The organism is Devosia sp. (assembly GCF_028290435.1).
Lineage (GTDB): Bacteria > Pseudomonadota > Alphaproteobacteria > Rhizobiales > Devosiaceae > Devosia.
The window spans coordinates 1-13,495 of record NZ_JAQGJV010000022.1 but is presented as its reverse complement, the minus strand read 5'-3'; the positions used below and the strand labels follow the sequence as shown (position 1 = coordinate 13,495).

The window sequence follows — 13,495 nt, the reverse complement described above, 5'->3', positions numbered from 1 at the left end:
ATGACCACCGGAACCAAGCCGAAAATTGTTGTGGTGGGAGCTGGAATTGCCGGCAGCCTTGCCGTCTCCGGCCTCGCCGAGCGAGACGATATCGAGCTGATCTGCCTCGAGCGCGCCGCCGAAAGCGGCCAACTCGATGCCGGTACCGGCCTCAATATCGGCCCCAACGCCATTAAGGCGCTGGTGGCGATCATGCCCGAACGGGCGCGCACGCTGATCGACAATTCGCTGGCCTGGAAGCAGTGGACGGTGGAACTGACCGATGGCACTCCGCTGATGCATCTCGATCTCGCCAGCGTCGCCGACAATGCCGGCATTCGCATCCGCTGGGCCGAGCTCTACGCTTTGCTGCGCCGGCCGATCGCCCGCCACATCCGCTTCGGCACCGAACTCACCAGCATCGGGCACGGTGACGAGGGCCTATTCGTCGACGTGCAGGACGCGTCCGGCGTCGCAGGCGAGCGCATCTCCGGCATTGACCTGATCATCGCCGCCGACGGACGCTATTCGGTGGCGCGCCAGACCCAGTGGGGCCAGGAGCCGCCGAACTTCCTCGGCGTTTGCCTCTATCGCCTTTTGGTGCCGGCCGGCGCCGGTTGCCCGATCGACGATTACGGCCAGTGGTTCAACGGCTCCAACCGGCTGCTCGCCTTCCGCGTGCCGGGCGATTTCGTCTATATCGCCGGCTCGTTCCCCATTCCCGCCGATAGCGCCATCCCCGAAACCGCCAAGCAGGGTCCGGCGCTGCGCGGCCTATACACCCCGCAAAATGGCTCTCTGACTGCCCAGACCAAGTTCCTCGTCGACGCCGTCGAAACCTATGCCGATCACATCCACTGGGCGCGGCTGCAGGATGGCACGGTGCAATTCGCCGGACCACCGGGCGTACTGCTGCTTGGCGATGCCGCGCACCCCATGGTGCCCACGCTTGGGCAAGGCGCCACGCAATCGGTCGAGGACGCCTGTGTGCTGGTTGACGAGGTGCGGCGCGCGCTCGACAGCGGCGAGCCCCTCAACCTAGTGCCGGCCCGCGTCGAGGCGCGGCGGCGCGAACGGGTGGAATTCGTGGTCAGTCTTTCCCGCGCGGCGACCGATACGATGCTGGAGGGAGCCGACCCTGTAGCGGGCACGTTCAAGAAGACGCAGCCGGCATTCCTCAGGCAGCTCGAACGGCTTTATCGCGACGTGCCGGAGCCGCTGGCATGAGCAATCCGGGTGACCTGGCCGACCTGACCGCAGGCGAACTGCTCGCCGGCTATGGCAGCGGCGCCTTCACTCCGGTGGAGGCATTGGTCGCGGTTCATGCGCGCATCGATACGGTCAATGCCGGCATCAATGCGATCATCGCGGAGGACCGGGCCGCTGCGCTCCGGACGGCGCAGCAATCGGCCGGGCGGTGGGCTGAACACGCGCCGCTGTCGGCGCTCGACGGCGTGCCCCTGACCATCAAGGACAATCTGCATGCGGCCGGTCTGCCCGCCACCTGGGGCAGCCGGCTCTATCGCGATTTCGTCCCCGAGGCTGATGAGCCGCCGGTCGAGCGATTGCGCAAGGCGGGCGCCGTGTTCATCGGCAAAACCAATGTCCCCGAATTCACCCTGCAGGGCTATACCGACAACCTGCTGTTCGGCATCACGCAAAACCCATTGGCGCCGGGCATGACGCCGGGCGGCTCCAGCGGTGGCGGCGCGGCGGCGGTCGCTGCGGGTATCGGCCCGATTGCGCTTGGCACTGATGGCGGTGGCTCGCTGCGTCGGCCGGCCGCACATTGCGGGCTGTTTGCCATCAAGCCCTCCATCGGACAGGTGGCGCGCGCCGGCGGGTTCGCGCAGATCCTGGCTGACTTCGAAGTCATCGGCCCGATCGCCAGAACGCCGGGCGATTTGCGCGCCGCGTTCGATGTGCTGGCAGGGTTAGACCAGCGCGACGCGCGCTCCTTTGCCACCCTCGCCGCCAACGTGCTGTTCTCACAGACGCCGCGCATCGGCTATTTTAATACGCTGGGTGCAGCGCCGGTCGATCCGCGCATCACGCGCGCATCGAACGATTTTGCTGCTGCGCTCGCCGCCGCCGGTTGCCGCATCGAGAACATTGCGGCCCCGTTCGATCTCGAACGCGTCAATGCCGCCTGGGGCACTGTGGCAGCAGCCGGCTTGGCCTGGCATCTGTCGAGCCAACCCGAGGCCAGCGCCTTGATCGGGGACAATGCGCGTGCCACTGCCGAACGTGGCCGCGCCATCTCCGCCAGCGACTACCTGAACGCCTGGGGCGACTGCCTGGCGATCCGTGCCGAAGCCGCTCGCCTGTTCGACGACTTCGACCTCTTGCTCTGCCCCACTACGGCCGCGATTGCCTGGCCGGCCGCTGAGCCGTTTCCGCCCTTGATCGATGGCCGCCCGGCTGGGCCGCGGGGGCACGCCATCTTCACAGCCTGGATGAATGTCGCCGGGCTTTGCGCGCTGTCCATCCCGGTCGCCACCACGCCCGATGCCGGCGGCATCGGCATGCAGCTGGTGGCGGCGCCAGGGCGCGACCGCGCGCTTCTCGATTTTCTCGCAACCCTTCCGGCCGCGGCAATGGCGCCGCGCCAGACCATCCAAGGACGGCCCTCATGAGTGAATTTAGCGGCAAGACAGTCATCGTAACCGGCGCAGGCGACGGCATCGGCCGCGCCACGGCGCGTCTCTTCGCGGCAGGCGGCGCCAACGTCGTGCTCGTCGATATCAAAGGCGCCGAAGTGGCCGCCGATGAGCTGGCGGAGGCCGGCGGCAAGGCGATCGCCGTTACCATGGACGTGCGCGACGTCGCCGCATGGAAAGACCTCGTCACCCAGACTGTAGCGCAGTTCGGCACCGTGGATGCGCTGGTCAACAATGCTGGCATTGCCGTGCCCGACGATACCGCCGTCAACGTCACCGAAGAGTCCTGGGACAGGGTGATGGACATCAATGCAAAAGGGGTGTGGCTCGGCATGCGCGCGGTGCTGCCGATCATGCTGGCCAAGAAGGAAGGCAAGATCTGCAACGTGGCCTCGACCGCCGCCCATATCGGATTGCGCAATGCCGCCGCCTACTGCGCCTCCAAGGGCGCGGTGCTGGCGCTGACGCGGCAGGCCGGCGTGCAATATGCCTCGCAAAACGTGCAGATCAATTCGGTCTCGCCCGGCACGACGATGACCGGCATCCAGAAGGAAGTGACCGACGAGCAGCGCGCCGCCTTCCTGCCGCTGACGCCGATCGGACGGTTCGCCCAGTCCGAGGAAGTCGCCCGCACCATCGTGTTCCTCTGTGGGGAAGGCTCCTCGTTCATGACCGGCGCCGATCTCAGCGTCGATGGCGGCATGGTGGCGCTGTGAAGGTACTCGTCACCGGCGGCGCGGGCCTGGTCGGCATGACGCTGCGCCAGACGCTGCAGCGTGCCGGTCACCAGGTCACCGCCATCGACGTCACCGATTTCGGCCGCAGCGACGCCAGCCTCACCATTATGGGGCTGGACGATGCCGCCCCGCTCGATGCGCTTGTGACGCAGAACGGCATCGAGGCGATCATCCATTGCGGCGGCATTTCCGGGCCGATGCTGGCCGCCGGCAAGCCGATGCTGCTGGTCGATGTCAATATCACCGCCACCGCAAGGCTGCTGGATATCGCGCGGCGGCATGGCATGAAGCGCTTCGTGTTCTGCTCGTCGGTGTCGGTCTACGGCAATGTCGGTCCCGGCGTCATCACCGAGACCACCCCGCTGCATCCCACCTCGGTCTATGGCGCCTCCAAGGTCGCGGGCGAGGCACTGGTCGATGGCTTTGCTACTGAATACGGCCTTGATGGGCTCAGCCTGCGCATTGCACGGGTTTATGGGCCATATCGCCGCGCCAATTGCTATCTCGGCGATATCATCCGGAACACCGAGAAAGGCCTGCCAACCGAAATCCCCTGCGAGGACGATTTCAAATACCATTATATCCACGTCGATGACGTCGCCGACGCCCTGCTGACGGCGCTCGAAGCCAAGAGCCTGCCGTCCCGCGCCTACAACGTCGCCAACGTCGAAATGACCATGCCGCAAATCGCCGAGATCGCGCGCCGGACCATTGCGGGAGCCCAAGTCAATCTCGTGGCCGGCGCCGACGATGTGCCGGATGTGCAGAGCGCCTTCGACAGCACCAAGATCGACCGCGAACTCGGCTGGCGTCCCCGCCTCGATCTCTCTGCCGGCCTGCTCGCCTATCGCGACGCGATCCGCTCCGGCAACGCCGCCTGACATCGTCGCATCAAAGCAAAAAGGCCGCGCTCCATAATCGGAGCGCGGCCTTTTCGTCGGGGAGTTGAAACCTCTTAGCCGATATCGAAGCGCCAGGCACTGTGGCGGCTGCGGGCGCGGGTCGTGCGCCACCCGACCAGCACCAGGGCCAGCACGGTGACCACGTACGGAATGAGCTGCAGCAATTGCGGGGCAAGCCCCGTGACCTGCGGCAGGCGCACGGATAGGGCTGTCGCCGTGCCGAACAGGATTGCCACTAGCGCCGTCAGGTATGGATTGCCGCGAGCGAAGAAGATGGCCGCGAGCGCGATCAGACCGCGCTCATTGGTCATCTTGTTGGCGAACAGCGACACATAGGCCAGCGACAGGTAAGCTCCGGCAAAGCCGCAGAACAGGCCGGATAGCAGCATGGCCTGGAACTTGACCCAATCGACATTGATGCCGGCGGCGGCCGCAGCCTCCGGCGCCTCGCCGACCACGCGCAGTTGCAGGCCCCATTTGGTCTGGTACAGCGTCCAGGCGACGATCGGCACGAAGATATAGGCGACATAGACCAGGATGGTATGGCCGCTGAATATCTCGCCGATCACCGGGATATTCTCGATCCCCGGGAGGTGGATGACCGGGAAGGTGGGGATGCGATCGGACGTGAACACCCCATCCTGCCCCAGCACGCCCTTGAGCAGCAAAGCCGTCAGGCCGTAGGCGAGGAAGGTCACCGCTGTGCCGGCGATGAAGATGTGGGCGCGGAACTTGATGTTGAACATCGCCATCAGCGCCGCCAGCAGCATCGAGGCGAGGATAGCCGCCAGCAGCGCGAGCTCCAGGCTCCCAGTGAAATAGGCTGTGGCGACGGCGGTAAATGCCGCCACGATCATGAAGCCATCGAGCGCGATATTGAGCATGCCGGCCTGATAGGTCAGCAGGCCCCCCATCGCCGCGAACACCAGAGGGGTCGAAATGCGGACGGCGGAATTGAGGATTTCCAGATCCATTTCAGGCCTCCGTTGGGGTAGCGTTGACGGGCTCGACGGCGTCGGGCGTGGGTGATTTCGGCGGCGGCTCGGGGAACAGGCGCAGGATCAGCCAATCCCAGGAGAACTGCGCCGCCAGTACCAGCACGGTGATGAACTGCAGCACCTGCACCAGATACTTGCTCAGCCCCGTCATCATCTGCAGCACGCCGCTGCCGCCATTGAGGGCGCCGAACAGGAAGGCGGCGACGATGACGCCGATCGGGTTGAAATTGGCCAGCATGGCGACGGCGATGCCGTCGAAGCCGTAGCCGGGGGAGAAATTGTCGTAGAAGGCGCCATATTGGCCCAGCACCTGCTCGGCGCCGGCAAGGCCGGCAACGCCACCGCTCAGGATCATCACCCAGATGGCGCGGCGCGGCACGTTGATGCCGCCATAATAGGCGAAGCGCGGACTGAGCCCCATGATCTTCCACTCAAAGCCGCGCACGGTGCGCACATTGATGATGGCGAAGATGATGCAGCAGGCCAGCGCGATGAAGATGCCAGCATTGACCTGCGAATAGACCGAAAAGGTATGCAATGCTGCGCTTGGGGCGATATCGGGCAGCTTGTTGGTCGGTCCGGGCGCCTTGAACACATGGGTGGCGAAGAACCCGGTCAGCAGCAGCGCGATGGGGTTGAGCATCAGGCAGACGACGAGTTCGTTGACGCCGAGATAGACCCGCAGCAGCGCCGGAATGGCGGACCACAGTCCACCGCCGACAAAACCCGCCAGGATGGCCAGCGGCAGATGCAGGAACCAGGGCATGGGAAAGGCATAGCCGACCACGCCGGCGAACAGCGCCCCGACCAGCATCTGGCCCTCGGCGCCGATATTCCACAATCCGGCGCGGAAGGAGATGGCGACCGCAAGGCCAGTGAAGATCAGCGGCGTCATCATTTGCAGGGTGACCAGCAGATTGGGCACGCCGATCACGCTGCCTGAAATCAGCAGCCAATAGACCTCGATCGGATTCTCACCCAAAGCGAGCACGAGAAGACCGCCCACGATGGTGGCGATCAGCACGGCGACAATAGGTTGAAGCGCGGGACGGCAGAAGTTGAGCACGGCCATGCCCGGACCCGAACTTGTGGTTTCAGACGACATCCAGGGTCTCCTTGGGGAGTGTGTCGGCACTGGCAGGTTCTTCGTCGAGGCCGCCCATATAGCGGCCTACTTCCTCGGCATCGGTATCGGCGGCCTTGAGATTGGCGACGATGCGGCCGCGATAGATCACCAGGACGCGGTCGGAAATCGACAGCACCTCATCGAGATCGGCCGAGACGACGAACACCGCCCTGCCCGCATCGCGCATTTCCACCAATGTACGGTGGATCGCCTCGATGGCGCCAATGTCGACACCCTGGGAGGGCTGTTCGGCAATGATCAGGCGGGCGTCGCGGGTGAGTTCGCGGGCAATCTGCACCTTTTGCTGATTGCCGCCGGAGAGCGAACCGGCCGCTTTGTCGGGCGTGGCGCCACGAACATCGAAGCGGGCGATCAGTTCGGCGGCGCGCTGCTTGGCGCGGGTGGCGGCAAAGAACGGACCAGTCTTGAACTTGCCAAGATGGCCGACCGTCATGTTTTCCCAGATCGAGCTTTCCAGCGACAGGCCGAGATCGCCGCGGTCGGCGGGAATATAGGCGAGGCCAGCGTCGCGATTGCCGCGCGGATTGGGGCGCAGCGGCGTGCCGCAGATCTGCACTTGCCCACTGACGGGACGGCGCAGGCCGGCAATACACTCGACCAATTCGTCCTGGCCATTGCCTTGCACGCCGGCCAGCCCGACGATTTCGCCAGCGCTGACGCTCAACGACAGATTGTCGACCGCAGTCTCGCCACGTTCGCCCAGGGCCGTCAGGCCCTTGACGTCGAGCAGCAGTTCGCCAGTCGGCTTGGCCTCGTTCTTGGCGACACGCAGCAGCACCGAACGGCCGACCATCAGGCTGGCGATTTCCTGGGCAGTCACATTCTTGTTGTCGATCGTCGATACGATACGACCCTGACGCATAACCGAAATGCGGTCGGAGACGGCCAGCACTTCGCGCAGCTTGTGCGTGATGAAAATGATCGAGTGCCCGCTATCGGCCAGCGATCGCATGGTGGCGAACAGCTCGCGCGTTTCCTGGGGCGTCAGGACTGCCGTGGGTTCGTCGAGGATCAGGATCTCTGCCTCGCGGTAGAGCGCCTTGAGGATTTCGACGCGCTGGCGCAAGCCGACCGGCAGCGTGGCGATGATCGCCCTGGGATCGAGATTAAGCCCGAAGCGTTCGCTGATTGCCTTGGTTTCGCGCTCGGCGCGGATGCGATCGAGTCGGCCGAAGGATTTGAGCGGCTCGGAACCGAGAATGATGTTTTCGGCCACGGTGAAGGACGGCGCCAGCTTGAAATGCTGATGCACCATGCCGATGCCAAGGGCGATGGCCTCCTTGGGATTGGCGAAACGAATGGCCTCGCCGCGCAGCTCGATGTCGCCATCGGTGCGGGGGAGCAGGCCATAGAGAATGTTCATCAGGGTCGACTTGCCCGCGCCATTCTCGCCGACTAGGGCATGAATCTCGCCGCGGCGAATATCCATGCTGGCGGAATGGATGGCGGTGAAATTGCCGAAGCGCTTGACGATATTGCGCATGCTGACGACGGGCACTGAAGCGTCGGGCATAGTCTTGTCCTTTGCCTAGCCGAATGAAGCCGCGGCGCGTTTGCCGCGGCTTCGATGTGTCGACTTTACTGTGCCAGTGTCGTGGCAGTCGCGATCGATGGCGGGGTCGCGATCGGGGGCGTGCCCATCTCGGCCTGACCAGCCTTGAGATCGAAGTAGTTCGGCACGACGATTTCGCCGGACAGCAGCTTGGCCTTGAGGGTATCGACTTCGGCCAGGACGGCGTCGGAGATCAGGCCTTTGTTGTTGTCGTCCATGGCGGCGGAAACGCCGTCTTCGGCCAGGCCATACATCTTGACCTGGTTGCCGGCGAAGGTGCCGTCAGTGACCGACTTGATCATGTCGAAGGCCTGGGTGTCGACGCGCTTGACCATCGAGGTCAGAACGCTACCGGGCGCCAGGTAGTTCTGGTTGCTGTCAACGCCGATGGCGAAGGTGCCGGTGCTCTTGGCCGCTTCGATGACGCCGACGCTGGTCGGGCCGGCGACGGCGAAGTTGATGTCGGCGCCCTGGTTGATGTTGGACAGGGTAAATTCCTTGCCGCCTGCCGGGTCGGTGAACGAGCCGGTATAGGTCTCGATGACCTTGACGGCCGGATTGGCCATCTGCGCCCCGTAGTAATAGCCGATGAAGAAGCGGTGGATGATCGGAATGTCCTTGCCACCGACGAAGCCGATCGTGCCGGTCTTGGTGGTCTTGGCGGCAATGTAGCCGACCAGGAACGAGCCTTCCCAGTCCTTGGTCACCGTGGAAACGACGTTAGGGCCGAGCGGCTCGGGACCGACGTCGACGAGGCCGAACTTCTGGTCCGGGAACGCGGCGGCCACGGTTTTCATCGGCTCGATCATATCGAAGGAAGAGCCGATGATGATGTCGAAACCCTGACCGGCGGCGCGAGCCAGCGCGGACTGGAATTCGGAAATTGCGCGCGGCTGGATAACGACGTAGTCGGCGCCGAGCTCGGTTTTAGCGCGCTCCATGCCTTCTACCATCATGTCGTTGAACGACTTGTCGCCCAAGCCGGATTCAGAGGTGATCATGGCGACCTTGGGGCCGGCAAAGGCCGGAACCACCACGGTAGTCAAAAGCGAAAGCACGACCAGGCCAGTCTTCAGAAAATTTCCAGACATCGTTTTCTCCTGTTGCGTTCCATTCCGACAGGCGTCGCTCTGACGGCGATTGTCCTGCTTATTCAAGCTTTTGGGGGATCTTGCACCGTCCGCGCCATAGCCATGAATTCCTTGACCTTGCTCGGAATGAAGCGGCCGACGGCGCTCCCCGAGTCTTTCATCGACGTGGACACCATGGCCCCGTCGGCTTTGCTCGCCACTTCGGCGAAATTGGCAGCAGTCACGCCGCCTCCGACCAGGATCGGGATCTGCGCATATTTGGCGCGGGCCCGCGCCACCATGTCCAAGGTCTGCGGATAGGATTTGCCGGTCAGCACCAGACCATCCGCGCCGCCGAGGCGGACCGCGAATTCGACATCTTCCTCGAAGCCGCCGGTGGCGATTGGCGTGCCGGTGCGATCATGCACATCGGCAAAGATCGCGACCTTGCCGGCATTCCAGGACGTCCGTGCCTTGATGGCATTGTGCGCCTGCGCGGTTTCCATGCCGAACGGCGTCATCATCGCCCCGACATAGATCTTGATGCGCACGAAATCGGCGCCCGAGGCAGACGCGATGGCGAACATCGCCTCCGCGTCGTTTTCCAACAGGTTGAGGCCTGTGGGCTTGCCGAATTTATTGCGGATTTCGGCGGTGACCCGCGTCATCCACGCCACCTGCACGGCAGTCGCGGTCATGTCGACCGGGATATCGCCGAGGTTCTGCACCATCAGCACGTCGACGCCGTTCTCGGCCAGGATGCCGGCCTCCTCGAGGCCCGCCTCCAGCACCGAGGCGAAACTTTCGCCCCGGTAGTTGGCGCCGCCGGCCAGAGCCGGCAGTTGCACCATGCCCACGACCGGCTTGCGGCCATCGCGAACGAGTGAGAGCAGTTCGCTCATCACACCTTCTCCGTCTGGCTGGTCTTGGCTTCCTGCGAGTTGAAGATCTGGCGGAAATTGACTTCCTGGCGCTTCTTGTTGTCGAAGCCGAGGAAGGCGATGTTCTGCACGGTCGAGATTTCGCAGGACAGATATTCGAACGGCAGCTTGTACACGAAGGGCGTCAGCGTCTCGGGAATGCCCTTGGGCATCGGGAAATAGATGTCGGATGCCTTCTGCGCGACCGCGTCGCCTTCTTCGCCGACGATGATGATACGCGAGCCCATTTCGCGGGCGGCCTGAGCCTGCTCGAGGCCACGATCATAGCCGGCGCCGGGGGGCAGGATGATGAAGGTGTCGGTCTTTTCGCCGGTCATGAAATAGTGCTCGTGCGCCCATTCCTCGAGTTGCGACAGATGCGCCGGGCGGGTCAGGCCTTCGAACCACTTGGCCATGGCGAAGTAGGCGGTCGAATAGTTCGGGCCGCCGCCCAAGATCACCGTCTGGCGATCGGGCGTGAAGGTCGGCGCGAGCTTGCGGGCCAGAGCCAGCGTGCCGGCATCGGAGGCTTCCATCGCCTTGGCGGTGGCATGAAGTTCGGCAACCAGCTTGGCCGACTGGGCGGCATTCAAATTGCCCAGGCGTTCGCCGATGGCGATGGCGGCGACGAACAGGCCGAGCATGCTGGCGGTATAGGTGATGGAACCGGGGGTGACGACGCGGCTGCCGTCCGGCAGTTCCTTGATATTGGGGGTGGCGTTGACCTTGATCAGCGTCTCAGCCGTCTGCGCCAGCTTGTTGTCGGCGCTGACGGTGACGGCGAAGGTCCAGGCGCCACGGTCACGAGCGAGGCGGACGCCTTCGATGGTGCGCGACACGGTGCCGGAATTGGAGACGCCGAAGACGAAGGAATTGGCCGGCAGGTCGCCGACGAGATAGCGCGAGAATTCCAGCGCTTCCACAGGTTCGACGAAGCGGCCTGTGGCCTTCATCATGAACTGGCGGGCGGCGAGCGCGGCGCAATAGCTGTCGCCGCAACCGATCATGAAACCATGTTCGAGCGTGCCGGGGTCGCGGTCGGCAAGGATCTGGCGCATATTGGCCAGCATCAGATCGATATTGCTGCCGACAAATTCGGGCTGCATACCGATTTCACGCAGCATCACGGTCTTTTCGTTTTCCACTGAAGGCTCCTATTTGCAAAAATAATGGCGGGCGATCGTCACAGACGATGAGCGTCCACCTGTGTCCTGAGATGATCGAGACGGCACTGCGCCTCGTGCTTGGTGGCGCCAACCAGCGCCGTCGGTCCCAATCCAGCTACGGCGAACGACGCCGAAACCGATCCCCAGAGCACCGCATCCAGCGGCTTGCCGGTACGGGCCAGGCCCACCAGCGTACCGCCCGAAAAGGCGTCTCCGGCGCCGGTGGCATCGACAACCGTCTTCGCCACCGTCGGTATTTCGAGATAATCGGCCTGCCCGGCCGCATGCATGATCACGCCCTTGTCGCCACATTTGATGGCGATGACCGGCAATTCCGGCGCCATCTCGCGCAGGACCCGCAGCGCATCGGGCGGCGACTTGCCGGGCACCATGGCCTCGGCATCCTGCTTGCTGGGCAGGAACAGATCGAGCAGGTCGAGCAGCCGTTTGAGCGTGGGGCGATCGACCTCGCGCAGGTGGCGATCGTCCGTATCGACGCCGATCAGCGTCGTGCCATCATGGCGCAGCCGTTCGGCCAGTTCGATCTGCACTGTCCATGGCATCGGCGCCAGCAGCGCATTGCCACAGGTGAACCCATCGAGATCGCTCAGCGTTGGGCTAAATTCGTGCCAGTTGCCCGTCGCAGTGCGGAAGATGAAATGGCGCGAGCCGTCTTCTTCATAGAGACCCCAGTTGCGCAGGTTCCGCAGCAATTGCCGGCAATTGGACAGATCGATCCGCCCGCCCAGGTCCGCGACCGGGTATTCCGGCCCGATCGGGGCGATGATGGCCGGGCGCTCGTCCCAGACTGCCATGCCGAGCCCCGAATAGACCGCGTTGCCGCCCGGCACGCACCACTTGGTGCTGCCATCGACGAACACGAGGTCATCGATGCTGATATTGCCGAGCGTGGCGAAGTCTGCGTGCATCAGACAGGTGCTCCAGACCGCATCGAGGTAAACTCGACCACTTCGGTGTTGTGGTAGTTGATGGCCAGCAGCACGGGCTTGCCGTCGAAGCCATAGTGAATTTCGTGCATCAGCAGCAGAGGCGCGCCTTTGCGCAGGCCGAGCACCTGGGCCATGTGCCCATCAGCCGCCACGGCCGAAATCCGCGCCTTGCTGTGCGAAACCGTGACCCCGAAATCCTGCCGCAGGAACGCATAGAGCGAGCCGCCCTCGAATTTTGACAGCGCCTCGAAATTGCGGCGATAGTCATCGAGCACGACATATTCCTTGGCGACGACGAAAGGCGTGTCGTCGATCAGGCGAACGCGCGAAATCAGCCCCACTTGCGCGTCTGCATCGATCTCGAGTTCGCCTGCTGTGCTAGTGGACGGTTCGATCTGGGTTATGACCAGATCGCGATAGGACGGTTCGCCGCCTGCGGCGCGGATCAGGTCTGTCATCGACCGCATCAACTCGAGCGAGCCGAGCATCGGCTTAGTGTCTTTGCTGACGAAGGTGCCGACGCCGTGTTTGACCAGGATCAAGCCTTCGCGGGCCAGGATGCGGATCGCCTCGCGCAGGCTGGGCCGGCTGATGCCTAGATGCTTGGCCAGCTCCGCCTCAGGAACAAGCTTGGCGCCCGGCACCAGTTGGCCGGACAATATCTGCTCGCGAAGGGCATTTGCTACACGCGCCACAAGGTCCTCACGCCGCCCGCTGGCAGCCCAAATTTTTTCGCTGAGATTGGTGAAGTCGGTTTCGTTCACGATTGTTCTCGCTGGTTCGTTGAATTTTGCATTATAAATTCACATCGTCAATACGACTGACGTCTAAAGTCTGACCTCTTGCTTCTTGGTCATGGCGTTGACACAGTGGCGGAGCGATTTTGACATGGTTTGCGCGTAAGGAGCTAGGAGATAAGATGTCTGTCCACTGCCGACCGGAAGGCTTGCAAAATATGAAGCAAGGCCTAGTTGGCCGGGATTTTCTCCTGGCGCTCGAAGCACGGCACTGTGCGTCCCCTGCCCACTTCGATTCTCAAATCGGAAACTTGGTATGAGCCTCAAGGTCGTCGACAACACGCAGCACGTGATTGGCCATAAGCGCAATCCGGGTTATCCGCTCGATCTCGATTGGGTCGGCCGGGTGCGGATGAACCGTTCGGCGCTGGAGCGCCGCGCCGGCAGCATCGGTGCACGGCGGACGGTCAAGAAGGACTATCAGTTGGCCTGGTTGCTCAAGGCCATCACGCTGATGGACCTGACCACGCTCAATTCCGACGATACCGACGGGCGGGTGGAACGCCTCTGCGCCAAGGCGCGCAACCCGCTGCGGCGGGATATCGTCGAGGGCTTGGGGATCGGCGGCTTGCGGATTTTGCCCGGCGCGGTGTGTGTCTATCATCCGTTCGTCAAGA

At 63.5% G+C, this 13,495-nt stretch carries 12 protein-coding genes and 1 pseudogene; 5 read left to right on the top strand and 8 right to left on the bottom strand.

Annotated features, from left to right (window positions below; translation table 11 throughout):
• Genes JWP26_RS06365 through JWP26_RS06350 form a run of 4 tightly spaced genes read left to right on the top strand, consistent with a single transcriptional unit; the run spans position 1 to position 4,257 of the window.
• Positions 1-1,206, top strand: a complete 1,206-nt coding sequence (locus JWP26_RS06365; RefSeq protein WP_299724845.1) for an NAD(P)/FAD-dependent oxidoreductase — start codon at positions 1-3, stop codon at positions 1,204-1,206.
• The gene (locus JWP26_RS06360; protein ID WP_299724843.1) at positions 1,203-2,615 is read left to right on the top strand and encodes an amidase; all 1,413 of its coding nucleotides are present in this window, start codon (positions 1,203-1,205) and stop codon (positions 2,613-2,615) included. Before JWP26_RS06365 ends, JWP26_RS06360 begins: the two co-directional genes overlap by 4 nt.
• The gene (locus JWP26_RS06355; RefSeq protein ID WP_299724841.1) at positions 2,612-3,355 is read left to right on the top strand and encodes an SDR family NAD(P)-dependent oxidoreductase; all 744 of its coding nucleotides are present in this window, start codon (positions 2,612-2,614) and stop codon (positions 3,353-3,355) included. Before JWP26_RS06360 ends, JWP26_RS06355 begins: the two co-directional genes overlap by 4 nt.
• Positions 3,352-4,257: an NAD(P)-dependent oxidoreductase gene (locus tag JWP26_RS06350; RefSeq protein WP_299724839.1), complete on the top strand. Its 906-nt coding sequence runs from the start codon at positions 3,352-3,354 to the stop codon at positions 4,255-4,257. The genes JWP26_RS06355 and JWP26_RS06350 overlap by 4 nt, the downstream gene beginning before the upstream one ends.
• Positions 4,258-4,331: 74 nt before the next feature.
• Here JWP26_RS06350 and JWP26_RS06345 read toward each other — a convergent pair whose 3' ends face one another.
• The 8 genes from JWP26_RS06345 to JWP26_RS06310 form a co-directional block, all read right to left on the bottom strand.
• The gene (locus tag JWP26_RS06345; protein WP_299724837.1) at positions 4,332-5,252 is read right to left on the bottom strand and encodes an ABC transporter permease; all 921 of its coding nucleotides are present in this window, start codon (positions 5,250-5,252) and stop codon (positions 4,332-4,334) included.
• 1 nt (position 5,253) lies between these two features.
• Entirely contained in the window at positions 5,254-6,381 is a 1,128-nt protein-coding gene (locus tag JWP26_RS06340) for an ABC transporter permease (protein WP_299724835.1), read from the bottom strand.
• The gene (locus JWP26_RS06335; protein ID WP_299724833.1) at positions 6,371-7,936 is read right to left on the bottom strand and encodes an ABC transporter ATP-binding protein; all 1,566 of its coding nucleotides are present in this window, start codon (positions 7,934-7,936) and stop codon (positions 6,371-6,373) included. The genes JWP26_RS06340 and JWP26_RS06335 overlap by 11 nt, the downstream gene beginning before the upstream one ends.
• Before the next feature lie 65 nt (positions 7,937-8,001).
• Entirely contained in the window at positions 8,002-9,066 is a 1,065-nt protein-coding gene (locus JWP26_RS06330) for a BMP family protein (RefSeq protein ID WP_299724831.1), read from the bottom strand.
• Between the two features lie 62 nt (positions 9,067-9,128).
• The gene (locus JWP26_RS06325) at positions 9,129-9,947 is read right to left on the bottom strand and encodes a BtpA/SgcQ family protein (protein WP_299724829.1); all 819 of its coding nucleotides are present in this window, start codon (positions 9,945-9,947) and stop codon (positions 9,129-9,131) included.
• A complete protein-coding gene (locus JWP26_RS06320) occupies positions 9,947-11,110 on the bottom strand; it encodes an SIS domain-containing protein (protein WP_299724827.1) in 1,164 nt (387 codons plus the stop codon). Before JWP26_RS06320 ends, JWP26_RS06325 begins: the two co-directional genes overlap by 1 nt.
• 38 nt (positions 11,111-11,148) lie before the next feature.
• On the bottom strand, positions 11,149-12,060 hold the full coding sequence (locus JWP26_RS06315) for a carbohydrate kinase family protein (RefSeq protein ID WP_299724825.1): 912 nt from the start codon (positions 12,058-12,060) through the stop codon (positions 11,149-11,151).
• A complete protein-coding gene (locus JWP26_RS06310; RefSeq protein ID WP_299724823.1) occupies positions 12,060-12,845 on the bottom strand; it encodes a GntR family transcriptional regulator in 786 nt (261 codons plus the stop codon). The genes JWP26_RS06315 and JWP26_RS06310 overlap by 1 nt, the downstream gene beginning before the upstream one ends.
• A 289-nt stretch (positions 12,846-13,134) precedes the next feature.
• Between JWP26_RS06310 and JWP26_RS06305 the strand changes: the two are divergent.
• Positions 13,135-13,495 (top strand): annotated as a pseudogene (locus JWP26_RS06305) (deoxyribose-phosphate aldolase); the annotation flags it as partial.

Coding starts and splice junctions, on each gene's coding strand:
- JWP26_RS06360 (WP_299724843.1), top strand. CDS start 1,203: ATGAGCAATCCGGGTGACCTGGCCGACCTGACCGCAGGCGAACTGCTC.
- JWP26_RS06315 (WP_299724825.1), bottom strand. CDS start 12,060: ATGCACGCAGACTTCGCCACGCTCGGCAATATCAGCATCGATGACCTC.
- JWP26_RS06335 (WP_299724833.1), bottom strand. CDS start 7,936: ATGCCCGACGCTTCAGTGCCCGTCGTCAGCATGCGCAATATCGTCAAG.
- JWP26_RS06345 (WP_299724837.1), bottom strand. CDS start 5,252: ATGGATCTGGAAATCCTCAATTCCGCCGTCCGCATTTCGACCCCTCTG.
- JWP26_RS06330 (WP_299724831.1), bottom strand. CDS start 9,066: ATGTCTGGAAATTTTCTGAAGACTGGCCTGGTCGTGCTTTCGCTTTTG.
- JWP26_RS06340 (WP_299724835.1), bottom strand. CDS start 6,381: ATGTCGTCTGAAACCACAAGTTCGGGTCCGGGCATGGCCGTGCTCAAC.
- JWP26_RS06325 (WP_299724829.1), bottom strand. CDS start 9,947: ATGAGCGAACTGCTCTCACTCGTTCGCGATGGCCGCAAGCCGGTCGTG.
- JWP26_RS06365 (WP_299724845.1), top strand. CDS start 1: ATGACCACCGGAACCAAGCCGAAAATTGTTGTGGTGGGAGCTGGAATT.
- JWP26_RS06355 (WP_299724841.1), top strand. CDS start 2,612: ATGAGTGAATTTAGCGGCAAGACAGTCATCGTAACCGGCGCAGGCGAC.